This is a genomic window from Brevibacterium ammoniilyticum, from assembly GCF_038429965.1.
GTDB classification, from domain to species: Bacteria; Actinomycetota; Actinomycetes; order Actinomycetales; family Brevibacteriaceae; genus Brevibacterium; species Brevibacterium ammoniilyticum.
Genome location: NZ_BAABNP010000005.1, coordinates 194,917 through 218,976 on the forward strand (window position 1 = coordinate 194,917; position 24,060 = coordinate 218,976).

17 protein-coding genes and 3 rRNA genes are annotated in these 24,060 nt (G+C 64.1%); 10 read left to right on the forward strand and 10 right to left on the reverse strand.

The window, feature by feature from the left end; all coding sequences use genetic code 11:
• Positions 1 to 339: 339 nt before the first annotated feature.
• A complete protein-coding gene (locus tag AAHA49_RS07875) occupies positions 340 to 1,824 on the forward strand; it encodes an aldehyde dehydrogenase family protein (RefSeq protein WP_339393770.1) in 1,485 nt (494 codons plus the stop codon).
• Positions 1,821 to 3,398, forward strand: a complete 1,578-nt coding sequence (locus AAHA49_RS07880; RefSeq protein WP_342037905.1) for a GMC family oxidoreductase — start codon at positions 1,821 to 1,823, stop codon at positions 3,396 to 3,398. The genes AAHA49_RS07875 and AAHA49_RS07880 overlap by 4 nt, the downstream gene beginning before the upstream one ends.
• A gap of 122 nt (positions 3,399 to 3,520) precedes the next feature.
• Here AAHA49_RS07880 and AAHA49_RS07885 read toward each other — a convergent pair whose 3' ends face one another.
• Both AAHA49_RS07885 and AAHA49_RS07890 read right to left on the reverse strand, forming a co-directional pair.
• A complete protein-coding gene (locus AAHA49_RS07885) occupies positions 3,521 to 3,700 on the reverse strand; it encodes a hypothetical protein (protein WP_339393772.1) in 180 nt (59 codons plus the stop codon).
• A gap of 145 nt (positions 3,701 to 3,845) precedes the next feature.
• Complete coding sequence (locus AAHA49_RS07890) at positions 3,846 to 5,642, reverse strand: BCCT family transporter (protein ID WP_339393779.1); 1,797 nt, start codon at positions 5,640 to 5,642, stop codon at positions 3,846 to 3,848.
• 282 nt (positions 5,643 to 5,924) lie between these two features.
• Between AAHA49_RS07890 and AAHA49_RS07895 the strand changes: the two genes are divergently transcribed.
• Complete coding sequence (locus tag AAHA49_RS07895) at positions 5,925 to 6,713, forward strand: IclR family transcriptional regulator (protein ID WP_342037906.1); 789 nt, start codon at positions 5,925 to 5,927, stop codon at positions 6,711 to 6,713.
• Here the strand turns inward: AAHA49_RS07895 and AAHA49_RS07900 are convergent.
• A complete protein-coding gene (locus AAHA49_RS07900; protein WP_342037907.1) occupies positions 6,661 to 7,680 on the reverse strand; it encodes an amidohydrolase family protein in 1,020 nt (339 codons plus the stop codon). The two genes, AAHA49_RS07895 and AAHA49_RS07900, sit on opposite strands and share 53 nt — an antisense overlap.
• 87 nt (positions 7,681 to 7,767) lie before the next feature.
• Positions 7,768 to 9,057 carry an MFS transporter gene (locus tag AAHA49_RS07905; RefSeq protein ID WP_342037908.1) on the reverse strand — a complete coding sequence of 430 codons (1,290 nt, stop codon included), beginning with the start codon at positions 9,055 to 9,057 and terminating at the stop codon, positions 7,768 to 7,770.
• 211 nt (positions 9,058 to 9,268) lie between these two features.
• Between AAHA49_RS07905 and AAHA49_RS07910 the strand changes: the two genes are divergently transcribed.
• Positions 9,269 to 9,727 (forward strand): GNAT family N-acetyltransferase, encoded by a 459-nt coding sequence (locus AAHA49_RS07910; protein WP_342037909.1) that lies wholly within the window; start codon positions 9,269 to 9,271, stop codon positions 9,725 to 9,727.
• A 95-nt stretch (positions 9,728 to 9,822) separates the two neighbouring features.
• On the opposite strand, the gene rrf is transcribed toward AAHA49_RS07910, so the two are convergent.
• From rrf to AAHA49_RS07930, 4 genes are all read right to left on the reverse strand, one after another.
• A 5S ribosomal RNA gene (rrf, locus tag AAHA49_RS07915) occupies positions 9,823 to 9,942 on the reverse strand.
• A gap of 135 nt (positions 9,943 to 10,077) precedes the next feature.
• A 23S ribosomal RNA gene (locus tag AAHA49_RS07920) occupies positions 10,078 to 13,184 on the reverse strand.
• Between the two features lie 393 nt (positions 13,185 to 13,577).
• Positions 13,578 to 15,108: ribosomal RNA gene (locus AAHA49_RS07925) — 16S ribosomal RNA — on the reverse strand.
• The 16S, 23S and 5S rRNA genes sit together here, the layout of an rRNA operon.
• Before the next feature lie 501 nt (positions 15,109 to 15,609).
• Positions 15,610 to 16,302, reverse strand: coding sequence for an SOS response-associated peptidase (locus tag AAHA49_RS07930; RefSeq protein WP_339393164.1), 693 nt, complete (start codon positions 16,300 to 16,302; stop codon positions 15,610 to 15,612).
• A gap of 34 nt (positions 16,303 to 16,336) precedes the next feature.
• Between AAHA49_RS07930 and AAHA49_RS07935 the strand changes: the two genes are divergently transcribed.
• The 5 genes from AAHA49_RS07935 to AAHA49_RS07955 all read left to right on the forward strand — a co-directional run bounded on the left by AAHA49_RS07935 (position 16,337) and on the right by AAHA49_RS07955 (position 21,218).
• Positions 16,337 to 16,840, forward strand: coding sequence for a MarR family winged helix-turn-helix transcriptional regulator (locus tag AAHA49_RS07935; RefSeq protein WP_339393165.1), 504 nt, complete (start codon positions 16,337 to 16,339; stop codon positions 16,838 to 16,840).
• Between the two features lie 169 nt (positions 16,841 to 17,009).
• Complete coding sequence (locus AAHA49_RS07940) at positions 17,010 to 18,176, forward strand: acyl-CoA dehydrogenase family protein (RefSeq protein ID WP_339393166.1); 1,167 nt, start codon at positions 17,010 to 17,012, stop codon at positions 18,174 to 18,176.
• Position 18,177: 1 nt separating this feature from the next.
• Positions 18,178 to 19,218 carry an enoyl-CoA hydratase/isomerase family protein gene (locus AAHA49_RS07945; RefSeq protein WP_339393167.1) on the forward strand — a complete coding sequence of 347 codons (1,041 nt, stop codon included), beginning with the start codon at positions 18,178 to 18,180 and terminating at the stop codon, positions 19,216 to 19,218.
• On the forward strand, positions 19,215 to 19,991 hold the full coding sequence (locus AAHA49_RS07950; protein WP_339393168.1) for an enoyl-CoA hydratase: 777 nt from the start codon (positions 19,215 to 19,217) through the stop codon (positions 19,989 to 19,991). Before AAHA49_RS07945 ends, AAHA49_RS07950 begins: the two co-directional genes overlap by 4 nt.
• Before the next feature lie 219 nt (positions 19,992 to 20,210).
• Positions 20,211 to 21,218 carry an NAD(P)H-dependent flavin oxidoreductase gene (locus AAHA49_RS07955; protein ID WP_339393170.1) on the forward strand — a complete coding sequence of 336 codons (1,008 nt, stop codon included), beginning with the start codon at positions 20,211 to 20,213 and terminating at the stop codon, positions 21,216 to 21,218.
• A gap of 21 nt (positions 21,219 to 21,239) precedes the next feature.
• Here AAHA49_RS07955 and AAHA49_RS07960 read toward each other — a convergent pair whose 3' ends face one another.
• On the reverse strand, positions 21,240 to 21,995 hold the full coding sequence (locus tag AAHA49_RS07960; protein ID WP_342037910.1) for an ArsR/SmtB family transcription factor: 756 nt from the start codon (positions 21,993 to 21,995) through the stop codon (positions 21,240 to 21,242).
• A 65-nt stretch (positions 21,996 to 22,060) separates the two neighbouring features.
• Between AAHA49_RS07960 and AAHA49_RS07965 the strand changes: the two genes are divergently transcribed.
• A complete protein-coding gene (locus AAHA49_RS07965) occupies positions 22,061 to 23,023 on the forward strand; it encodes a DMT family transporter (RefSeq protein ID WP_339393172.1) in 963 nt (320 codons plus the stop codon).
• Here AAHA49_RS07965 and AAHA49_RS07970 read toward each other — a convergent pair.
• Positions 23,007 to 24,056 (reverse strand): App1 family protein phosphatidate phosphatase, encoded by a 1,050-nt coding sequence (locus AAHA49_RS07970; RefSeq protein WP_339393173.1) that lies wholly within the window; start codon positions 24,054 to 24,056, stop codon positions 23,007 to 23,009. The genes AAHA49_RS07965 and AAHA49_RS07970 overlap by 17 nt on opposite strands.
• Positions 24,057 to 24,060 lie beyond the last annotated feature (4 nt).

Consider the following 24,060-nt stretch of genomic DNA (forward strand, 5'->3'; position numbering starts at 1 on the left):
GATCGCCCGCTCCCCCACCCTCGGATCACAGCCATTCCCACCTCGGAGTCCGCTCCGATCGCTCTGTTAGACTCGTCGCGAACCGATCAGAGAGCCTCGTCTTCCGGGGCGACCACCCATGCACACGCAGTCAGTGGGGTTTTCATGGCCGCAGAAACGACAGATGTCGTCAACCTGCTTCTGCATCGGGGATTCGCAACCGCCTCGGCGAAATCTCCGTCACCGTCGACGGATTCCTCTCCACCACCTTCAGCCCACCTGTCGGCGCATCGTGCCGGCGGCTATGATCGCTGACCACACGAACGCATCCGAACGATCGCACCAGGAATAGGAGACATCGTGCCCAACACACTCTTCATCGATGGACAGTGGGTCTCGGCCCAGGACGGCCGCACCCGTGAGATCCGCAATCCTGCCGATGACACTCTCGTCGCCGTCGTCGACGAAGCCAGCCCCGCCGACACCGAGCTCGCGATCGCCGCGGCCCGCCGCGCCTTCGACTCCGGCGTCTGGTCGAGCGTGCCCGCCAGCGAACGCGGTGACTTCCTGCTCCGCTTCGCCTCCGTGCTGCGCGAGCGCAAGGAGGAGTTCGCCGTCGCCGAGTCGCTGGACACCGGCAAGCGGATCATCGAGTCGCGCATCGACATGGACGACATCGCCAACTGCTTCGACTACTTCGGCAAGCTCGCTGCCAACGACGCCGGTCGTATCGTCGACGCCGGCTCCGACGCCGTCGTCAGCCGCATCTCGTACGAACCCGTCGGCGTGTGCGCGCTCATCACCCCGTGGAACTACCCGCTGCTGCAGGCCGCGTGGAAGATCGCCCCGTGTCTGGCTGCGGGCAACACCTTCGTCCTGAAGCCGGCCGAACTCACCCCGCACACCGCGATCATGACGATGCAGGTCATGGAGGAGCTCGGGCTGCCCGCCGGAGTCGGCAACCTGATCCTCGGCGCGGGTGCCGATGCCGGCGCCCCACTGTCGACGAGCGAGGACGTCGACATGGTCTCCTTCACCGGCGGCCTCATCACCGGACGTCTCCTCGCCGCCAACGCCGCCGCGACCGTGAAGAAGGTCGCGCTCGAGCTCGGCGGCAAGAATCCCAACGTCGTGTTCGCCGACGCCGACCTCGATGCGGCCCTCGACAATGCGCTCAACGGCGCGTTCGTCCACTCCGGCCAGGTGTGCTCGGCCGGTGCCCGTCTCATCGTCGAGGAGTCGATCGCCGAGGAGTTCGTCGACAAGCTCGTCGAACGGGCCTCCCAGATCCGCCTCGGCGGGCCCTTCGATCCCGACGCCGAAACCGGACCGCTCATCTCCGCCGCCCACCGCGACAAGGTGACGAAGTACGTGGAGAAGGGCGTGGCCGAAGGTGCCCGTGTGCGCTGCGGCGGCAAGTGGGGCGAGGGCGACCTCGAGAACGGCTACTACTACCTGCCCACCGTGCTCGACCAGGTCGAACGCGGCATGTCCGTGGTCTCCGATGAGGCGTTCGGTCCCGTCGTCACGGTCGAGACCTTCTCCTCCGTCGACGAGGCGGTCGACACGGCCAACGACACCATCTACGGTCTCGCCGGCGCCGTGTGGACGCAGGATGCGGGCAAGTGCCAGGAGGTCGCGGCGAAGCTGCGCCACGGCACGATCTGGATCAACGACTTCCACCCGTACCTGCCGCAGGCCGAATGGGGCGGTTTCAAACAGTCCGGGTTCGGGCGTGAGCTCGGACCCACCGGCATGGCCGAGTACCAGGAGGCCAAGCACATCTACCACAACCTCGAGCCCGCCGTCACCGGCTGGTTCCCCGTGCACACCGAGAGCGAATGAGGAGAGTCCCCGTGGATACCACGCACAGCTTTGACTACGTCGTCGTCGGAGGCGGATCGGCCGGAGCCGCGGTCGCCGCTCGCCTGAGCGAGGACCCCAGCGTCACCGTCGGCCTGCTCGAGGCCGGTCCCACCGACGTCGACGAGGACGTCATCCTCCGCCTCAACAGGTGGATGGAGCTCCTCGAATCCGGGTTCGACTGGGACTACCCGATCGAGAAGCAGGAGCACGGCAACTCGTTCATGCGCCACGCGCGGGCGAAGGTCCTCGGCGGGTGCTCCTCGCACAACTCGTGCATCGCCTTCTGGGCGCCGAAGGAGGACCTCGACGAGTGGGAGACGAAGTACGGGGCCACCGGCTGGGGCTCGAAGGACACCTTCGGCCTGTACAGGAAGCTCGAGAACAATGAGCTGCCCGGCGACCACCACGGCCATGACGGCCCGGTGCGTCTGATGAACGTGCCCCCGGTCGATCCCTGCGGCATCGCGCTCCTCGAGGCGTGCGAGCAGGCCGGCATCCCGAAGGTGCAGTTCAACGAGGGCGAGACCGTCATCAACGGGGCGAACTTCTTCCAGGTCAACCGCAAGGACGACGGCACCCGGTCGTCCTCCTCGGTGTCCTACCTCCACCCGATCCTCGACCGTGAGAACCTCACGATCCTCACCGACACCCAGGCCAAGGAGATCGAGTTCGACGACGAGAACAACGCCACCGGCGTCCTCGTGGTCAACAACGCCTTCGGCAAGACCCACCGGATCGAGGCGAAGAAGGAGGTCATCGTCTCCGCCGGTGCGATCAACACCCCGCAGCTGCTCATGCTCTCGGGCATCGGTCCGGCAGACCACCTCGCCGAGGTGGGCATCGAGACCCGTGTCGACGCGCCGGGAGTCGGTGAGAACCTCCAGGACCACCCCGAGGGAGTGATCTCGTGGGAGGCGAAGAAGCCGATGGTCGAGGACTCGACGCAGTGGTGGGAGATCGGCATCTTCTCCCCCACCGAGGATGGACTCGATCGTCCGGACCTCATGATGCACTACGGTTCGGTGCCCTTCGACATGCACACGGTGCGTCAGGGCTACCCGACCTCGGAGAACACGTTCTGCCTCACCCCGAACGTCACGCATGCGCGCTCGCGCGGCACGGTGCGGTTGCGTTCGTGCGACTTCCGTGACAAGCCGCTCGTCGATCCGCGCTACTTCACCGATCCCGACGGTCACGACATGCGCGTGATGATCGCCGGCATCCGCAAGGCCCGGGAGATCGTCTCGCAGGATGCGATGTCCGAGTGGGCCGGTCGTGAGCTGTTCCCCGGCACCGAGGCGCAGACTGATGGGGAGCTCGAGGACTACATCGTGCGCACCCACAACACCGTCTACCACCCGGTGGGCACGGCGAAGATGGGTGCGGCCGACGACGTCTCGGCGCCGCTCGATCCGCAGCTGCGGGTCAAGGGCGTCAACCGTCTGCGCGTCGTCGACGCCTCGGCGATGCCGGAGATCACCACCGTCAACCCGAACATCACCGTGATGATGATGGGTGAGAAGCTCGCGGAGATGATCAAGTCCGGGCAGTGATGTCCCGCTGATCGCCGAGGCTGTGGCTGCGCAGGCGGTCGGTGACCGCCCACGTGCTGTTCGCGTCGCGGGGCCGGTCGTTCACCAGTGAGGTGAGCGGCCGGCCCTCTGCTGTGCTGCGGTCACTCCGCCTCGGGGCCACCCTGGTCGTCGGGACCGTCGGGTTCAGGGCCATTGGGCTCGGTTCCGTCTTCGGAATCGGCACCGTCTTCAGTCTCGAGCGTCTCTTCCGAGGACTTGAACGTCTCGAACCACCAGCCCAGCAGTTCTCCGCCGGCCGATAACACTTCGCCGATGTCCATCGAGAGCTCCCTTCCGGAACCTCGTCGTGCAGGCTTCGAACATGGCCCAATCCCGGTGGGAACCGAGCCTAGCGCTTCCGCACCCGAATCTTCTGTGCTTCCGAATTGCGTGCCTCCATTATTCCTGGGGCATGCCGGACCCGCCTCAACCCGACTCCCCCTTCGGTCGGGCTTTGCTCCCGGTGCGACTGGCCAATGTGCTCTGCCGCTTCGACCGGGCACTGCGCTTCGCAGACTCGTCGACATATGGGTCCCGGAACTCCGGTGCAGGTTCTACGGGTTCGGGCGCGACGACGGTTTCGACCGAGTCGTCGTACTCGTCGTTGAACTCATCGCCCGCGTCCTCGCGGCGTTCGACCTCCTCGGGCGGGAGCACCTTCTTCCACCGTCTCATCCGCACCCTTGGCAGCTCCCCTGCATCTTCGCGAAGCGCGCGCATGAGTGCATAGATCTGGAAGTAGGCGATGACGAAGAAAGGCAGTCCGACGAGGATGATCGTCGACTGCAGCGCTTCGAGGCCACCGGTGCCGGAGAAGACGAGCAGGGTTGCGGTGACCACGGCGATCGCGAGCGCCCAGAAGATCCGCTGCGGCAGCGGGTTGAAGTCCTCGTGCCCGTTGTTCATAGTGTCGACGACGAGCGCAGCCGAGTCGACGGACGTAACGAAGAAGATGACGACGAGGAGGATCGCCACCGTCGAGACCGGTCCTGCCAGCGGATAGTTCTCGAGGAAGGCGAACAGCGCTCCGGGGATGTCACCCTGGTTGACGACGCGATCGACGAGTCCTCCTCCCTGGTTGAATTCGATGTCGAAGGACGCGTAGCCGAATACGCCGAACCAGACGACTGAGAACGCCGAGGGGATCGCGAGCACGCCGATCACGAATTGGCGGATAGTACGTCCCCGCGAGATGCGGGCGATGAAGATGCCGACGAACGGAGACCACGTGATCGTCCATGCCCAGTAGAAGACCGTCCAGCTGCTCTGCCAGCCGGTGTCGGCGAAAGTGTCGTTCCACAGGGCGAGCTGCGGCAGCTGTTGGATGTAGGTGCCCAGCGATTCGAAGATCCCGCGCGCCATGAACAGCGTCGGTCCGAGAACGATGATGAAGATGAGCAGCAGGATCGCGACGACGATATTGATGTTCGACAGGACCTTGATACCCTTGTCCAGGCCCAGGGACACCGAGATCGTCGCGAGTCCGCAGACGACGCCGATGATGATGAGCTGCCACAGCGCGCTTTCCGGAATGCCGAAGAGCTGAGCGAGCCCACCGTTGATCTGCAGCGTCCCGAGCCCGATCGAGACCGCGACGCCGAAGACCGTGCCGATGATCGCGACGACGTCGATAGTCTTGCCGATGGGACCATGGATCCTCTCGCCGAGAATGGGCTGGAAGATCGAACTCACCCGCGGCGGCAGGTTCCGTTTGTGGATGAAGTAGGCGAAGCACAGCGCCGGCAGCGTGAAGATCGTCCACGTGTGCAGGGTGAAGTGGTAATAGGTGAAGTTCATCGCGTCGACTGCCGCCTCGACGGTGCCCGGTTCGATGCCGGTGCTTGCCCGCGGCGGATCGCCGAGGTGGCTGACCGGTTCGGCGACACCCCAGAACATCAGGATCGACCCGATCCCGGCAGCGAAGAGCATCGCGAACCAGGCACCGTTGGAATGCTCCGGAGGTTCGTCGTCGGGACCGAGTTTCGCCCGCCCGTACCGAGAGGCGGCGATGTAGATGAGGAAGACGAGGAAGGCGGTGACGCCGAGGATGTAGAACCATCCGAGGTTGCGCAGCAGCCAGTCCGAGGCCGCGGAGACCCCGGTGTCGAGGGCGTCGGTGAAGAGGATCGTGCCGAGGACGAAGAGGGTGATCACGGCCGCCGAGGAGAAGAAGATGATCGGGTTCGTCCGCAGACGCAGAACATCGTGCAGTCGGGTGAGCATGAGCTGGACCTTCCGTTGATGTGTGCTCACCACGCTATCGAAGATGACGAGAATGACAACAACTCGTATTGCTGCAAACTGTTGCATCGCCGCATCCCACCGAGCCGGAGACCGCTTCAGCACTGCACTGAGATCCACGGGACCGCCTCGGCGATTCATTCACTCTGCGTCTCGATCAAGACGCGATCGGCTCTGTGTTTCGGGCCTATTCGACTCTAGGCTGGAGGGCACACTGCACGAGCGGCCAACCGCTGAGGGGACCGACACCGGATGGAATCGACGATGGAGAACCTCGACTTCCGTGCGCTTCCGAACACGTTCATCCAGTCGATCGATCGTGCGCTGCTCATCGTGAAAATCCTCCGCGATTCCGCGCCGCTGCCTCTGCAGGAGATCACCGCGCGCACGGATCTGTCGCCGTCGACGTGCCACCGGATCCTGCAGATGCTCGTCTACCGTGACTTCGCCGTCCAGCTCGATGATCGGCGCTACACGGTCGGACCTGCCGTCACCGCGCCGCTGCGGGTCAGCGATGAGTTCCATGCGCTGCAGGAGAACGCGCGCGAGCCACTGCGGCGGCTCGTCGAGGAGATCGGTGAGACGTGCAACCTCATGGTGCGCACCGGAACCAGCGTCCGCATCGTCATCTCGATCGCCGGCAGCACCGAACCGTACGTCGGGAGTCGGGAGAATGCGGTCCTGCCTGCGGCGACGACTGCGGGTGGGCTCACGCTGCTCGCACAGCTGCCCGACGAATGGCTCATCCGGGTCTTCTACAACCAGCAGCGCGACCCGGCCTCACCGCTGCGCCGGCATTTTCCGACGGCCGCGGACTTCATGCGGATGATGGAGCAGGTGCGCTTCGACGGATACGCCCAGGTCTCAGGCCTCATCGAGCGCGGGGTCGATGCCCTGGGCTTCTCGCTCGGCCGGTTCCAGTCGGTCGAGCCGGTCGCCCTGAGCGTGGCGACCCCGAGCGTGGGCGCCGCCGTGCTCTCGGCGACGCGCACGCATGAGGCTATCGCCCGGTGTACTGCGGAGATCGAGGAGCACGCGCCTCGACCGGACTGAGTCCGAAGAGCCGCTGCGCGTTGCCGGCGGCGATCTTGTGCTTGTCACGGTCGTTGAGTTCGACCCGGTCGAACCATGTCGCCGCTTCCTCCATCGACTCGAACGGGTAGTCGGCGGAGAACATGATCCGATCCGCACCGACCTCCTGGATCGCATTGAGCAGGGTCGGCGTGCGGAAGTTTCCGCTGGTGGTGAGGTAGAAGTTCGTGCGCAGGTAGTGCCCGAAGGAGTGTTCGACGTCGAGTCCGCGTGGGGCGACGGCGAGACGGTGGTCAGTGCGCCAGATGTTGTACGGCAGAAGCTCGCCGAGGTGGCCGAGGATGATCGTGAGATTGGGGTGGCGGTCGAAGAGGCCGGATCCCATGAGCCGCAGCGCGTGGGTGCCGGTTTCGACGGAGAACGCCCACGATGATCCGTACAGCCACGGGTGCCCGTCGTACTGAGGGCTCTTCGAGGCGAGCGGGTCGCGCGGGTGGAGGTAGACGGGGACGTCGAGTTCGGCGACGGTGGCCCAGAACTCCGCGTAGCGGGGATCGTCGAGGTAGACGACGGTGTCCTCGTCGTCGACTTGGGAGAAGCCGTTGATGAGGGCGCCGACGAGGCCCAGGTCGTTGACGGAGCGTTCGAGCTCCTCGGTGGCGCGGTCCGGATCCTGCATAGGCAGGGCGGCGAAGGATTCGAACCGGTCGGGGTTCGCCCCGACCTGGTCGGCGGCGTAGTCGTTGAGCCTCTGCGCCCAGTCGACGGCCTGCGTGCGGTCGTACAGCGATTGGATGCCGGGGGCCAGCAGGGAGAGGATGACCTTCTCGATCTCGAGTTCGTCCATCTGCTTCAGCCGCGCCTCGTGGATGTCGAGCAGCTCGGCGCGGCGGCCGGGCCAGGCCTGCGGGGTGAAGTGCTCTTCCGACTGCTGGACGATGTTCGGGTCGGTGGCGCCGAAGTGCTCTTCGAGGGCGATCTTCTTCATGGTTGCTCCTTGTTCTGGGGTGGTGGTGAGCTTCGGGGTGGTGTTGGGGTCACGGTGCGCGGATCGACGGCGAGACCGCCTCGGCGATCAGGCTGTCGGGACCTTCGACGCGTCCGAGTCGACCGCCTCGTCGCCGGTGCCGAGTGCGGCACGGCGGATGACGAGGATGAGGGCGACCATGAGCACGGCTGCGATGATCGCTCCCCCGGCGAAGACCGAGTACACGGCCGCGACTCCGGCGGCGGTGCCGATGAGCAGACCGCCGGCCTGCGGGGCGAGGACCGCGCCGAGCCTGCCCATGCCCAAAGCCCAGCCGAGTGCGGTGCCCCTGTCCTGCGCCGGATACGTGTTGTTGATAGCCCCAATGATCAGGCACAGCGAACCGTGGGTGCCGATGCCGGCGACGACGAGGAGGAGGTAGGTGACCGTGGTGGGCAGTTGGTCGGAGATCATCACCACCATGGCGATTCCCGTTGCGGCTGTGGCCACCGAGGCGGCGGCGAGTGAGCCGAATCGTGTGCCCGCCCAGGCGGTGAGGATCGAACCGATGACCGCACCGAGGTTGAGGGAGAGGGTGAAGGTCAGCGCGGATCCGAGGTCGTAGCCTTGGGTCTCGAGCAGGCGGGGCAGCCAGGTGCCGAGTCCGAACCACACGAAGAGTACGGCGAGTGCGGCGATCGCGAAGAGGACGGAGATGAGCGCGTACGGGCCGGCGAAGAGGGAGCGCTTGGCGGTCGCCTCGGCGCCGGCACGGGCGGTCTCATCGGCCCGGGAGGGCAGGTATTTCAGGGCGAGGGGGATGATGAGGAGTGAGACGAGGGTGAGGAAGAACATCCATCGCCATCCGAGGGTGGGGATGACGATGAGGCCGGTGAGGGCGGCGAGAACTCCGCCGACGGGGACGCCGGACATCATGATGGTGGCGACGGTGGCCCGCCAGCGTGGGGCGACGAGGCCGGCGACGAGGGCGTTCGAACTCGGGAGGAGGCCGCCGAGGCCGACGCCGGCGAGGAAGCGGAGGATGCCGAAGAGGACGGGTGAGTCGACGGCACCGCAGAGGGCGTTGAGGACGGTGAAGGCGATGGTGCAGGAGATGACCATGCGTTTCTGTCCGAAGCGATCGCCGAGGCGGCCGCCGAAGAGGGCACCGATCATCATGCCGACGAAGGCCAGGGAGCCGAGGGTGCCGATCGAGGCGTTGGTCAGGCCCCAGCCGGTGGCTTCGATGAGCGAGGTCTGGACGGTGCCGTAGACGATGAGGTCGTAGCCGTCGGAGACGACCAGCAGCCATGACACGAAGATCGCTGCGATCGGGACCAGCTTGGTGCCGTGTTCGTTGAGCGCGGACGGTGTGCCCGCGGGGTTAGGAGTGCTCATTGCCATCTCTTCTCAGATCCTCACCGTTGAGGTGCGCATGCAGACTCTCTGCGACGCAATGGACGTTACGGGCGTTTCGTGACTGGATGGCTCAGATGCCGTCCGAATTCCACATCATGAAAACGACCGGTCTGTCACGGCGTCGGAGAGCCGGGGTGAGGTGCTCGGCCGGGAAGTTGACCGTGGGGCCGGTCTGGGATTCGATGAGTGCATGTTGACGATTGTGCCCGCCGACTTCGATGATCCTCAGTTGGCTGACTTCCTGCAGCAGCATCTCGACGATATGGCGCCGACAGCGCCGGCCGAGTCCAGGCATGCACTCGATCTCTCCGCGCTTCAGGTTGATGAGGTTCGCCTGTGGGTCGCCTACGACGGGAGCACAGTAGTCGGCACCGTCGCTCTAGCGCGACTGCTCCCCCGCCATGAGGAGCTCAAGAGCATGCGCACCTCTCCTGAGCATCGTGGCCGAGGCATCGCTTCGCAGCTGCTGGATCACGTCGTCGCGGATGCGCGTTCGCGCGGGGTCGAGCAGATCTCCCTGGAGACGGGGAGCATGGAGTTCTTCGCTCCTGCTCGAGCGTTCTATCGCAAGGCCGGGTTCGCCGAGGTGGCACCCTTCGGAACGTATGTCCCGGATCCGAACAGCGTTTTCATGACGTTGATGCTGTGATCAGTGCGGCCGGCGGCTGTGGAGCGAAACAAGTCGTGAATGCAAAGAAGGAGGGGACCCTACCCTCATGGGCAGGATCCCCTCCTCAACGAATATTGCGGCAGTCACTTACTCTCCCACAACCACCAAGTTGCAGTACCATCAGCATGACATGGGCTTAGCTACCGGGATCGGAACGGTTAACCGGGCGTTTCCCCACCACTATCACCACCGCAAAACTTTTCAGACACACCACACACGAACCGTGTGTGGTAGTGGTCCAAGAACCGTACAGCGAACGCGAACACCAACATGTGGTTACTCATCAAAAAACTCAGAATGTCATTCCCGCACACACCAACCCAACAGGGTTGTGTGAGTGATCGGCGTATTAGTACCAGTCAACTCCACACCTTACAGTGCTTCCATACCCGGCCTATCAACCCAGTGTTCTCCTGGGCACCTCCCCCCACAAAATGGGATGGAAATCTCATCTCGGAGCAGGCTTCCCGCTTAGATGCTTTCAGCGGTTATCCTTCCCGAACGTAGCCAACCAGCCATGCACCTGGCGGTACAACTGGCACACCAGAGGTTCGTCCGTCCCGGTCCTCTCGTACTAAGGACAGCCCTCCACAAATTTCCTACGCACGCAGCGGATAGGGACCGAACTGTCTCACGACGTTCTAAACCCAGCTCGCGTACCGCTTTAATGGGCGAACAGCCCAACCCTTGGGACCGACTCCAGCCCCAGGATGCGACGAGCCGACATCGAGGTGCCAAACCATGCCGTCGATATGGACTCTTGGGCAAGATCAGCCTGTTATCCCCGAGGTACCTTTTATCCGTTGAGCGACCACGCTTCCACAAGCCATGGCCGGGTCACTAGTCCCAGCTTTCGCTCCTGCTCGACACGTCCGTCTCACAGTCAAGCTCCCTTGTGCACTTACACTCGACACCTGATTGCCAACCAGGCTGAGGGAACCTTTGGGCGCCTCCGTTACTCTTTAGGAGGCAACCGCCCCAGTTAAACTACCCATCAGGCACTGTCCCTGAACCCGATCAGGGTCCGAAGTTAAGGAATCCAGAATGGTCAGAGTGGTATTTCACTTGTCGACTCCACCCGATCTGGCGACCAGGCTTCAACATCTCCCACCTATCCTACACAAACCACACCGAACACCAATACCAAACTATAGTGAAGGTCTCGGGGTCTTTCCGTCCTGCTGCGCGTAACGAGCATCTTTACTCGTAATGCAATTTCGCCGAGTTCGTGGTTGAGACAGCAGAGAAGTCGTTACGCCATTCGTGCAGGTCGGAACTTACCCGACAAGGAATTTCGCTACCTTAGGATGGTTATAGTTACCACCGCCGTTTACTGGGGCTTAAATTCTCCGCTTCACCCAAGGGTTAACGGGTCCTCTTAACCTTCCAGCACCGGGCAGGCGTCAGTCCGTATACATCGACTTACATCTTCGCACGGACCTGTGTTTTTAATAAACAGTCGCTTCTCTCTGGCCTCTGCGACCACCACCAGCTCCCAACCGCTAGGGTTGTTCACCAGGATGGCCCCCCTTCTCCCGAAGTTACGGGGGCATTTTGCCGAGTTCCTTAACCACGATTCTCTCGATCACCTTAGTATTCTCTACCTGACCACCTGTGTCGGTTATAGGGTACGGGCAACACACACCCTCACGTCGATGCTTTTCTCGGCAGCAGAGGATCACCAGATCACCCCACCATTGTGGGGCGCCCATCAGCTCTCACACTCCTGTGGGGACGGATTTGCCTACCCCCACGTGCTACGACCTTAGACCACGACTACCATCGCGTGGCCTGGCTACCTTTCTGCGTCACACCTCACGCTGACCGACTCCACACTCAGGTCCTCACCTCACCCCAACAACCAGGTCCGAAGACCCGATCGGGGGATCGGGGAGTTAGTGTCATGTGTTTTGGTATTGTCGGTTGTGTGTCGGTACCAGAATATCAACTGGTTGTCCATCGACTACGCCTGTCGGCCTCGCCTTAGGTCCCGACTTACCCAGGGCGGATTAGCCTAGCCCTGGAACCCTTGGTCATCCGGTGGACGGGTTTCTCACCCGTCTTTCGCTACTCATGCCTGCATTCTCACTCGTGACGCCTCCACCACTCGTTCACACGGCGACTTCACTGGCGACACGACGCTCCCCTACCCAACATCACACCATTACAGTATCGTGATGCTGCCACAACTTCGGCGGTGTACTTAGCCCCGCTACATTATCGGCGCTCAATCACTTGACCAGTGAGCTATTACGCACTCTTTCAAGGGTGGCTGCTTCTAAGCCAACCTCCTGGTTGTCTTCGCAACTGAACATCCTTTCCCACTCAGCACACGCTTAGGGGCCTTAGTTGATGGTCTGGGCTGTTTCCCTCTCGACAATGAAGCTTATCCCCCACTGTCTCACTGCCACGCTGAACCTTACCGGCATTCGGAGTTTAGTTGACGTCAGTAACCCGGTGGGGCCCATCAGCCATCCAGTAGCTCTACCTCCGGCAAGAACCACGCAACGCTGCACCTAAATGCATTTCGGGGAGAACCAGCTATCACAGAGTTTGATTGGCCTTTCACCCCTAACCACAGGTCATCCCCTCCATTTTCAACTGAAGTGGGTGCGGGCCTCCACAACATCTTACTGCTGCTTCACCCTGCCCATGGCTAGATCACTCCGCTTCGGGTCTAGGACACGCGACTCAAACCGCCCTGTTCGGACTCGCTTTCGCTACGGCTACCCCACACGGGTTAACCTCGCCACGCACCGCTAACTCGCAGGCTCATTCTTCAAAAGGCACGCCATCACACCAACAAGGGTGCTCTGACGGATTGTAAGCACATGGTTTCAGGTACTCTTTCACTCCCCTCCCGGGGTACTTTTCACCATTCCCTCACGGTACTGATCCGCTATCGGTCATCAGGAAGTATTTAGCCTTACCAGGTGGTCCTGGCAGATTCACACGGAATTCCACGAGTTCCGTGCTACTCGGGAGACTGTGTCACACTGGGGCCACGCGTTTCGTCTACGGGACTCTCACCCACTCCGGTACTGTTTCCCACCAGCTTCGACTACACGCAGCAACACATCAGTGTCTCGGTCATGCTGAACCGAACACACACACCCCACAACACCGTGTACGCAACACCAGCACGCTTGACACGCACACGGTTTAGGCTCATCCGGTTTCGCTCGCCACTACTCCCGGAATCATTCTTATTTTCTCTTCCTACGGGTACTGAGATGTTTCACTTCCCCGCGTTCCCTCCACACACCCTATATATTCAGGTGCGGGTCACCACACTCACATGTGGCGGGGTTTCCCCATTCGGACATCCTCGGATCAACGCCCGTTTATCGGCTCCCCGAGGCTTATCGCAGATTTCCACGTCCTTCATCGGCTCCTGATGCCAAGGCATCCACCATGCGCTCTTACACACTCACACCACCCGATCCGGGTTGGTGTTCGTGTGTGCGAAAATTTTCACACTAAGATTTTTTGACTCAAAGAAAATCACACTACACACCAGCCTTGACGGCTGGTGCTTGATGCTCGCGTCCACTATACGATTCTCAAACCACTACCAAACACCACCCCCAACAGCAGCCGAACTCGGCTGTGTCGGGGTTGGGTTGGTGACCTGTGGAACCACTTTTGTGGTTCCAGGACCCAACAGCGTGCCTGTCCTATCCGCTCGATCCCACTCACCGTCACCCGAGGCACCTAGCCTGGGAACGCTGTGTGGACGAGAGGAGGAATGTGATGTTCCACCCTTGAGCAACCCACCCGAACCACGCTCTGGGTTCGTTGGTGGGCACCATGTTGGTGTGCTCCTTAGAAAGGAGGTGATCCAGCCGCACCTTCCGGTACGGCTACCTTGTTACGACTTAGTCCCAATCACCAGTCCCACCTTAGACGGCCCCCTCCCACAAGGGGTTAGGCCACCGGCTTCGGGTGTTACCGACTTTCGTGACTTGACGGGCGGTGTGTACAAGGCCCGGGAACGTATTCACCGCAGCGTTGCTGATCTGCGATTACTAGCGACTCCGACTTCACGTAGTCGAATTGCAGACTACGATCCGAACTGAGACTGGCTTTAAGGGATTCGCTTGCCCTCACGGGTTCGCCTCTCTCTGTACCAGCCATTGTAGCATGCGTGAAGCCCAAGACATAAAGGGCATGATGATTTGACGTCATCCCCACCTTCCTCCGAGTTGACCCCGGCAGTCTCCTATGAGTTCCCACCATCACGTGCTGGCAACATAGAACGAGGGTTGCGCTCGTTGCGGGACTTAACCCAACATCTCACGACACGAGCTGACGACAACCATGCACCACCTGTACACCAGCCCCAAAGGGGAAGGACTGTTTCCAGACCGGTCCGGTGTATGTCAAGCCTTGGTAAGGTTCTTCGCGTTGCATCGAATTAATCCGCATGCTCCGCCGCTTGTGCGGGCCCCCGTCAATTCCTTTGAGTTTTAGCCTTGCGACCGTACTCCCCAGGCGGGGCACTTAATGCGTTAGCTACGGCGCGGAGAACGTGGAATGCCCCCCACACCTAGTGCCCAACGTTTACGGCATGGACTACCAGGGTATCTAATCCTGTTCGCTCCCCATGCTTTCGCTCCTCAGTGTCAGTTACAGCCCAGAGTCCCGCCTTCGCCACCGGTGTTCCTCCTGATATCTGCGCATTTCACCGCTACACCAGGAATTCCAGACTCCCCTACTGCACTCTAGTCAGCCCGTACCCACTGCACGCGCAACGTTAAGCGTTGCGTTTCCACAGCAGACGTGACCAACCACCTACGAGCTCTTTACGCCCAATAATTCCGGACAACGCTCGTACCCTACGTATTACCGCGGCTGCTGGCACGTAGTTAGCCGGTACTTCTTCTGCAGGTACCGTCACCGTGAGGCTTCTTCCCTGCTGAAAGCGGTTTACAACCCGAAGGCCGTCATCCCGCACGCTGCGTCGCTGCATCAGGGTTTCCCCCATTGTGCAATATTCCCCACTGCTGCCTCCCGTAGGAGTCTGGGCCGTGTCTCAGTCCCAGTGTGGCCGGTCGCCCTCTCAGGCCGGCTACCCGTCGTCGTCTTGGTGAGCCATTACCTCACCAACAAACTGATAGGCCGCGAGCCCATCCCCAACCGAAAAAACTTTCCACCACCAGACATGCGTCCGACAGTCGTATCCGGTATTAGACCCAGTTTCCCGGGCTTATCCCGAAGTCAGGGGCAGGTTACTCACGTGTTACTCACCCGTTCGCCACTCATCCACCCGATGCAAGCACCGGGTTTCAGCGTTCGACTTGCATGTGTTAAGCACGCAGCCAGCGTTCGTCCTGAGCCAGGATCAAACTCTCCATAAAAAATATTTCGATGATCCCGGCAAGACAGTCAACTATCCACGGGGGTGGACAGTGACCCCACCACAACCACCAAGGGTCGTGGGTTTTTGGTTGTCTTACCAGAAAAAATTTCTGGCATCACATTGTTCAAACAAACACGCTATTGGATTCTCAAACCACAAACACACACCCACACCACACACAACCAGAAGTCATGCACTCGGTGGGGGCATCCACAGATTTGCACTTTTCGCCTTGCGGCCCGCCGTACCAGCGGATGTCTACTCTACAGTGTCTTTCCGATGCGTGCAACCCGGAGTTCATCTCCACGTCACCCGGATCCGTATCCATCTGAAGCGTTCGCCGCCTCCCCGAGGGGCCGGCAGCTCGATCTACTCTACACCAAGTCGAACCAGTCGAACAAGCCCGTAGGCACGTGACCTCCGTCACCAGTCCGCCGAACCCTCGAGACCGACTGTCCGTGCAGGCGACAGGCCTTTACCGCCCTGTACCGGGCGAAGCTCAGGCCACCGGTTCGGCGAGCTGAGGGGAATCGTTGCGGACATTGCCCACGGCCCTGCCCACTCTGTGCTTCGTCACCGACGCCGGATCGACCTGATCAAGCGTTGCCGACAGCAGCTGAGGCACCTCGGCGGTGGCCAGTGCGGGATCGGTCCACTCGTCGATGTGTTCACGGGAGAGGAACACGGGCATCCGGTCGTGGACCTCGCGCAGATGTCCCGCCGATGCCATCGTGAGGATCGAGGTCGAGACGAGCCACTGCTCGTCGGGCTGCTTCCAGAACTCGAAGACACCGGCCATGAACAGCGGTCCCTGCCCGGCCGCCGACATCATCCACGGCTGCTTGCCGTCCTCGGTGACCTCCCACTCGTAGTAGCCGGGGATCGGCAGGGCAGCGCGCCGGCGCCGGATCGCCTGCCGGAACATCGGCTTCTCCAGCACGGTCTCGGAGCGTGCGTTGAAGGCCTTGAAGCCGATCTTCGGATCCTTCGCCCACGAAGGCACGAGTCCCCAGTGCGCGGTCTCGAGCCTTCTGGTCAACTCGCCTGCCTCGTTGAGGCGCTCGACGACGATCGGGACGTCGGCCCCCGGGGGCACGTTGTAGCGCGGCGTGAAGTCGTAGGAGACGACGTCGAGTCGGAGCTCATCGGCGAGGTCCGCCGGATCGGATGACAGGTTGAGTCGGCCGCACATGCGCCAATCCTCTCACTTCACTACACTGTCGACAATGGCGGAGAAGAGCGCGGTCGATCCCATCGTTGAGTCTCGGAAGCAGTGGCTGGCCCACGGGTGGGATGAGGCGACCGACGGCATGAATACGGTCATCTCGGTCATGCGCGTCCACCAGCTCTTCCTCGCGATGGTCGATTCTGCGCTCAAGCCGTTCTCCCTCACCTTCTCCCGCTACGAGGTCCTCACCCTCCTCTCCTTCACGCGCGCCGGCACCCTGCCGATGTCGAAGATCTCCGCGCGCCTCCAAGTCCATGCGACCTCGACGACGAACTCCGTCGATCGCCTAGAGAAGGCGGGCCTCGTGCAGCGCCGCAGCCACCCCGACGATCGCCGCACGACACTCGTCGATCTCACCGACGCAGGCCGGGAGCTCGCCGCCAGAGCCACCTCGGCGCTCAACGACGAGGTCTTCACCTCTCCCGCCTTCGCCGGCACCGACCTCGGCGAACTCCTCCCCCACCTCGAAGCGCTGCGCACCAGCCTCGAGCCACGCCCCTAACGCGCCGAGGCGGACGACCGACCTCGCCGACACACCTCCCGGATCTCCCCTAACGGCCCGATCGCCCATTTAGTTGGACGTCCAAGTAAATTCTCCGTATCCTGGAGCCAACGGTGACCACCGTCACCTCGACCACGTGCATTCCCACGCCCACCCGCCTGGAGGAACCATGTCCCGCAGCACAGCGACCGCCCTGCCGTTCGGCCTCACCGAGGAGCAGCAGACCGTCTCGGCGATGGTCCGCGACTTCGCCGACACCGAGATCGCGCCTCACGCCCTCGAATGGGACCAGCAGCACCACTTCCCCATCGACGTCATCCGCAAGAGCGCCGAACTCGGCATGGGCGGCATCTACGTCCGCGAGGAGTCCGGGGGCACCGGGATGGGCCGGATGGACGCCGCCCTCATCTTCGAGGCGATGTCGACAGGCTGCCCCTCGGTGGCCGCCTACATCTCCATCCACAACATGGTCGCGTGGATGATCGACAAGTACGGCAACGAGGAGCAGCGGGAGAAGTACCTCCTCCCCCTCGTCTCGATGGAGCACCTCGGCAGCTACTGCCTCACCGAGCCCAACGCCGGCTCCGATGCCGGGGCGCTGCGCACCACGGCCCGCGAGGACGGCGACCACTTCGTCCTCAACGGCGTCAAGCAGTTCATCTCCGGCGCCGGTTCGACCGACACCTACCTCGTCATGGCCCGCACCGGCCAGGAGGGCGCCCGCGGCATCTCCGCCTTCATCCTCGAGAAGGGCATGGACGGTCTGAGCTTCGGTGCCAACGAGCAGAAGATGGGCTGGCGGGCCCAGCCCACGCGCCAGGTGATCATGGAGAACGTCCGGGTGCCGAAGGAGAACCTGCTCGGCGAACCCGGGCAGGGCTTCAAGATCGCGATGTCCGGCCTCGACGGCGGTCGCCTCAACATCGGGGCGTGCTCGCTCGGCGGCGGACAGTCGGCCCTGGAGAAGGCGATCGAGTACATGGGCGAGCGCCAGGCCTTCGGCACCGAGCTCACCGGTTTCCAGGCCCTGCGCTTCGAGGTCGCCGAGATGCAGACGAAGCTCGAGGCGGCCCGCTCGCTGCTGTGGCGTGCCGCGAACGCCTACGATGCAGGCGATCCGAACACCTCGCTGCTCTCGGCGATGGCCAAGCTCACCGCCACCGACTCCGGCTTCGACGTCGCCAATCGCGCCCTCCAGCTCCACGGCGGCTACGGGTATCTGACAGAGTATGGGATTGAGAAGCTGGTCCGTGACCTGCGGGTCCACCAGATTCTGGAAGGCACCAATGAGATCATGCGCGTGATCATCTCGCGCAAGAGCACAGGAGTGGGCTGATATGACGACAGACACCTCGACCATCCTCACCTCGGACGCGGGTGGTCTCGGGCGGATCGAACTCAACCGGCCGAAGCTGATCAACGCGCTCAGCCTCGACATGGTCGCAGGCATCGACGACGCCCTGCGCGGCTGGTACGACGATGACGGGGTCGCCTTCGTCCTCGTCACCGGCCGCGGCGACCGTGGTCTGTGTGCCGGCGGCGACATCAAGGCGGTCTACACCGACATCGTCGACGGCAGCGACGAGAACGCGCGGTTCTGGAACCGCGAGTACCGGATGAATGCGGCGATCGCCGAATACCCGAAGCCCTACGTCGTCGTCATGAACGGGATCACGATGGGCGGCGGTGTGGGCATCTCCGCCCATGGCTCCCACCGCATCGTCACGGATTCGACGAAGGTCGGCATGCCCGAGACCGGCATCGGCCTCTTCCCCGACGTCGGCGGCACCTACCTGCTCGCCCGCGCCCCCGGCGAACTGGGCACCCATCTTGCGCTCACCGGCACCGCGGTCGGACCGGGAGCGGCCATCGCCCTGGGCCTGGCCGACCACTATGTGCCCGAGGACGACATCGCCGACCTCATCACCGACCTCGAGTCCGGCGGCGACCTCGAGACCGTCATCGCCCGCTACGCGGCTGAGCCCCCGGAGAACGAACTCGCCGAGGCGGCCGCCTGGATCGACGAGTGCTACCGGGGCGACGACGCCGAGGCGATCGTCGCAGCCCTGGCCGCCCATGACAGTCCCGAGGCCAACGCCGCCGCCGAGCTCATCCTCACCAAGGCTCCCACCTCGGTGAAGGTGACCCTGGCGGCCCTGCGCAGCGCCGCGACGAAGACCCTGCCGGAGGTGCTCGAGCAGGACTACCGCATCGCCGTCGAGATGACCGGGCGCCCCGACCTCAAGGAGGGCATCCGCGCCCAGGTCATCGACAAGGACCGCAACCCCCAGTGGTCGCCTGCGACGCTCGAGGCGGTCGATGCCGCCACCGTCGCAGGGATCCTCACCGCCGAACAGACAGAGAAGGTGTTCTCATGAGCGACTTTGCCACGATCCTGACAAACACGGCCGACGGGGTCGCGACGATCACGATCGACCGCCCGAAGGCCCTCAACGCGCTCAACCTCCAGGTGCTCACCGACATCACCGATGCGGCGACCGCCTTCGACGCCGACGACGCGGTGCGCGCGATCATCATCACCGGCAGCGAGAAGGCCTTCGCCGCGGGCGCCGACATCAAGGAGATGGCCGACCTCGACTTCGCGACCGCGTACCGGGCGGACTGGTTCGCCGGCTGGGAGCGGCTGACGAACGTCCGCAAACCGGTCATCACCGCTGTCGGCGGGTACGCCCTCGGCGGCGGCTGCGAACTCGCGATGATGGGCGACATCCTCATCGCCGCGACCACAGCGAAGTTCGGCCAGCCGGAGATCAACCTCGGCGTGCTTCCGGGCATGGGCGGATCCCAGCGTCTCACCCGTGCCGTGGGCAAAGCGAAGGCCATGGACATGTGCCTGACCGGGCGGATGATGGACGCCGAGGAGGCCGAACGGTCGGGTCTCGTTGCCCGGGTCGTGGCCCCCGAGGACCTGCTCACCACGGCGAACGAGATCGCCGCGACGATCGCCGCGAAGTCGCTCATCGCCTCGGCGATGGTCAAGGAGGCGATCAACGTCGCCTTCGAGACCACCCTCGAGCAGGGACTGCGCTACGAACGCCGCCTCTTCCACTCAGTCCTCGCGACGAACGATCAGACCGAGGGCATGGCCGCCTTCGTCGAGAAGCGGGAGCCGAACTTCACGGACTCGTGACCGAGGCCGACAACGGCGCTGCGGGCGCGGACGAGAGCGATCTCGTCCGCGCCCGTTGCCGTCGGCGCCCGCTGCCGTCGGCGGCTGCAGCCGTCGGCGCCTGCAGCCGTCGGCGTCCCGGTCGTCGACCGTCCGCGATCCGAGCAGTTCCCGGACACGCGCCGCAATTTAACATTCGTTCAGTTAGAGTGGTGCTGTTCGCTCATCCAAGGAGGCATTGTGAACCTGTTCGAGACGCTCGATCTGCGCCTGCGGCTCCCCGTCGTCGGCTCCCCGATGTTCATCGCATCGGGCCCGGAGCTCGTCACCGCCCAATGCCAGTCCGGCATCATCGGCGCCTTCCCCACGCTCAACGCGCGCCCGGCAGCGCAGCTGGCCGACTGGTTCGACGAGATCACGGAGTCGAACGCGAACTGGACCGCCGCCCACCCCGACCGGCCCGCCGCGCCGTTCGCCGCGAACCTCATCGTCCACCGCTCGAACAACCGTCTCGAGGCCGACCTCGCCGAGGTCGTCCGCCATGAGGTGCCCATCGTCATCACCTCCCTCGGCGCCCGGGAGGAGGTCAACGAGGCCGTGCACTCCTACGGCGGGGTCGTCCTCCACGACGTCATCAACAATCGCTTCGCCCACAAGGCGATCGACAAGGGCGCCGACGGCATCATCGCCGTCGCCGCCGGTGCCGGCGGCCATGCGGGAGCCCTCTCCCCCTTCGCCCTGACCCAGGAGATCCGCAGCTGGTTCGACGGCCCGCTGCTGCTCTCCGGGGCCATCGCCCACGGGCAGTCGATCCTCGCCGCGCTCGCGGCCGGAGCGGACTTCGCCTACGTCGGTTCCGCGTTCCTCTCGACCCATGAGGCCAACGTCGTCGACGCGTATCGGCAGATGATCGTCGACTCCGCCGCCGACGACGTCGTCTACTCGAACTACTTCACCGGGGTCAAGGGCAACTACCTGCGCGGGTCGATCGTCGCCGCCGGCCTCGACCCCGACGACCTGCCCGAGGCCGATCCGACGAAGATGGACTTCGGCACCGACCCGGAGTCGGGAACGAGCGCGAAGGCGTGGAAGGACATCTGGGGTTCGGGTCAGGGCATCGGGGCGCTCGGCCTCCAGCGCTCGACCGCCGAGCTCGTCGACTCTCTCGTCGCCGAATACGACGCAGCGCAGCGACAGCTCGAGGCCAGGGTCGCGCGCACCCGGTCTGCTCCGGCCGCCGCACTCTGACCTCGACGCCCTGGCCTGCGCCTACGTGCAGTCGATGCCGAGGCCTGAGAATCTCTCGACGCCCAGCGGGGTGATCTCCAAGGATCGTCCGGCTGGGCGTCGTCGCACGAGCCCCAGGCCTTCGACGACCGTGAGCAGGCTCCGCCCGAACCGGCCCGAGGCGTGGATCTCGCGCTGCGACCAGTCCATGCACGCCCCGATGCCGCGCCCGCGCCCAGGCGGCAGCTCGAACCGGCTGCCGAACATCTCCGCGACGACGTCGTCGACCTCGGGTGTCAGGTGCAGCGGACAGTCGGCGCCGGTGACGCGGTCGGGGTCGTCCGGGTCGATGTCCTCGCATTCGATTCCCCTGCGGTCGATGAGCACGCGGAGGAGGTCGACGCCGAGGCGACCGGCCAGATGGTCGTAGCAGGTGCGGGCCCGGGAGAGTGCGGCGAGTTCGCGGTGGCTGTTCAGCGACGACGCCTCCGGTGGGGCGCAGAGCGCGCCGAGGTGCTCGATGACGGCGGCGATGTCGGCGTGCACGCTCGGCTCGATCTCGACGTAGCGGTAGCGGCCGCTGCGGCGCACCGTGACCCAGCCGGCGTCCCGCAGCACCGCGAGATGTCCCGTCATCGTCTGCGCGCTCACTCCGCAGTAGCCGGCCAGATAGGACACGGGGGTGCGGGACCGGTCGAGGAGGAGGTCGAGTGCCTTTGCCCGCGTCGGATCGGCCAGCAGCTTCGCGAGCTCCCAGAACGGCGGGACCACGACGGGCACGGTCCGTGTTGTGCTCATGACCGGCAGTCTACGCCGCTGACACTTCGGTCAGGGCCGAAGTGTTCTCGCCCTAGGCTTCGAGCATGCAGATCATCGCCTCACTCGTCTTCGTCCTCATCTGGTCGACCGGGTTCATCGTCGCCCGGGCGATCGGCGACGCCCCGCAGACTTTTCTCTTCTGCCGCTTCCTCGGCGCCGCGATCATCCTCGGTCTGGCCTGCGTGGGACTGCGCATCGTCGTCACCCGTCTCCCCCACCGGGCGCGCCTGTGGAAGCCGGCGGCAGCTCTCGTCGGGGAGTCGACGACCGAGCCCGGAGCCGGCGTCCGGACGGTGTGGACGATGCTGCTCATCGGCGCCCTGGTCAACGGCGCGTACCTGTGCCTGTCCTACTTCGCCGTCGTCGACGGCTTCCCGGCCGGGATCATGGCGCTCGTCGGCGGGTGGCAGCCGGTGCTCACGCTTGTGCTCACCGCCCTGCTCGTCCGCCGCGGCCCGAACCGCTCGGTCCTCCTCGGCGTCGGCGTCTCCCTCATCGGCATCGCCTTCGTCCTCGTTCCCGGGCTGGTGGGCACGACCGGTGACGTCTCTGTCGCCCACGTCCTTCTCGCGTTCACCGCGGTGACGTGTCTGAGCCTGGGCACGATCGCGCAGAAGCACGTGGCCGCTCATCCCCTGCTGCCGACGCTCGCGTGGCAGTCGCTCGGCGCCGCCGGGGTGGCCTTCGTCGCGGCGATGCTCGCCGATGAGGCGGGTGCGGACTTCGGACCGGCGTTCGTCGCAGGCCTCGTCTGGTCGGTGCTCGGCATCTCGGTCGTCGCGATGCTCATCATGGTCCACCTCGTGCGGGTGCGCTCGGCGAGCTACGTCTCCGCGCTCGTCCTCGGCGCCCCTCCCCTGGCCGCGCTCGAGGCGGCGCTGCTCTTCGGGGAGCGGCTGAGCTTCGTCCAGTGGACGGGCACGGTGCTCACCCTCGTCGGGGTGGGACTCGTCGTCCTCGTCCCGCAGGGCAGTCCGCCGGAGAAGGACCTCAGACCGTCGAGATGATCCCGCGCTCGGTCAGCCGGGAGGCCAGGCCCGCGCCGTCGGGTGCGTAGATCCACGGCACTCCCTGGCCGCGGCCGTGGCGCTTCGAGCGACCACCTGCCCACACGGCCTCGCCGACGGTGAGCTGGCGGATCGCGACGGCGGCGACGTTGTTCGGGTGGTTCTCGACGAACTCGCCGTAGATCTCCTCGTCGTTCTGACCGTCATCGCCGATGAGCAGCCACTTCATCCACGGGAAGTCCCGGGCCAGGCGCTCCAAGCTGTTGCGCTTGTGCTCCTTGCCCGACCGGAACACCCGCGTCGTCGTCGGACCCCAATCGGTGAGCAGGAGCGGACCGATGGGATAGAGGTTGCGGGAGAGGAACCGCTTGAGCGTGATCGCGGAGTTCCACGCCCCCGTGGAGAGGTAGAGGATCGGGGTGTTCGGCCGCATGTAGGTGATCCGGTCGTAGAGGACCGACATGCCGGCCACCGGGGAACGGGCGTGCTCGGAGAGGACGAAAGTGTTCCATGCGGCGAGGAAGGGCCTGGGCAGGGAGGTGACCATGACCGTGTCGTCGATGTCGGAGATGATCCCGAAGGTCGAATCCTCCCCGATGATCCGCACCGCCGCCGAATCGACGAGCGAACCGTCGGTCCACAGCTCGATCTCCGTCTCACCGGGGGTGAAGTCGCCGGGGATGACGGTGTCGATGATGCCGCCCCGGTCGGAGGTGACCATGTGCTCTTCGTCGTTGATGCGCACCCAGGCGGTGTCGTTGGGCAGCGGCACGCTGACGAACGAACGCCACCCCCGCACGCTCGACTGCGCGTCGGCCGAAGGATGGCCGTCCGGGGTGAGCACGAGCCGGGCGAGCACGCGCACCCAGTCGGTGCCGCCGTACGTGTCGTAGGCGAGCACGGTGCGCTGGTAGCTGTGATCGGTCGCCCGATTCTGGATCCAGCCGTTGAAGCGGTCCTCGAGCCGGGCCGCGGTGTGCAGCATGTCCGGAGTGAGGTTGAGCGGTCCCTCGTCAGGCTTCCTCTTCGTCACAGAA

Coding starts and splice junctions, on each gene's coding strand:
- AAHA49_RS07880 (WP_342037905.1), top strand. CDS start 1,821: ATGAGGAGAGTCCCCGTGGATACCACGCACAGCTTTGACTACGTCGTC.
- AAHA49_RS07885 (WP_339393772.1), bottom strand. CDS start 3,700: ATGGACATCGGCGAAGTGTTATCGGCCGGCGGAGAACTGCTGGGCTGG.
- AAHA49_RS07890 (WP_339393779.1), bottom strand. CDS start 5,642: ATGCTCACCCGACTGCACGATGTTCTGCGTCTGCGGACGAACCCGATC.
- AAHA49_RS07895 (WP_342037906.1), top strand. CDS start 5,925: ATGGAGAACCTCGACTTCCGTGCGCTTCCGAACACGTTCATCCAGTCG.
- AAHA49_RS07900 (WP_342037907.1), bottom strand. CDS start 7,680: ATGAAGAAGATCGCCCTCGAAGAGCACTTCGGCGCCACCGACCCGAAC.
- AAHA49_RS07905 (WP_342037908.1), bottom strand. CDS start 9,057: ATGAGCACTCCTAACCCCGCGGGCACACCGTCCGCGCTCAACGAACAC.
- AAHA49_RS07910 (WP_342037909.1), top strand. CDS start 9,269: ATGTTGACGATTGTGCCCGCCGACTTCGATGATCCTCAGTTGGCTGAC.
- AAHA49_RS07930 (WP_339393164.1), bottom strand. CDS start 16,302: ATGTGCGGCCGACTCAACCTGTCATCCGATCCGGCGGACCTCGCCGAT.
- AAHA49_RS07935 (WP_339393165.1), top strand. CDS start 16,337: ATGGCGGAGAAGAGCGCGGTCGATCCCATCGTTGAGTCTCGGAAGCAG.
- AAHA49_RS07940 (WP_339393166.1), top strand. CDS start 17,010: ATGTCCCGCAGCACAGCGACCGCCCTGCCGTTCGGCCTCACCGAGGAG.
- AAHA49_RS07945 (WP_339393167.1), top strand. CDS start 18,178: ATGACGACAGACACCTCGACCATCCTCACCTCGGACGCGGGTGGTCTC.
- AAHA49_RS07950 (WP_339393168.1), top strand. CDS start 19,215: ATGAGCGACTTTGCCACGATCCTGACAAACACGGCCGACGGGGTCGCG.
- AAHA49_RS07960 (WP_342037910.1), bottom strand. CDS start 21,995: ATGAGCACAACACGGACCGTGCCCGTCGTGGTCCCGCCGTTCTGGGAG.
- AAHA49_RS07965 (WP_339393172.1), top strand. CDS start 22,061: ATGCAGATCATCGCCTCACTCGTCTTCGTCCTCATCTGGTCGACCGGG.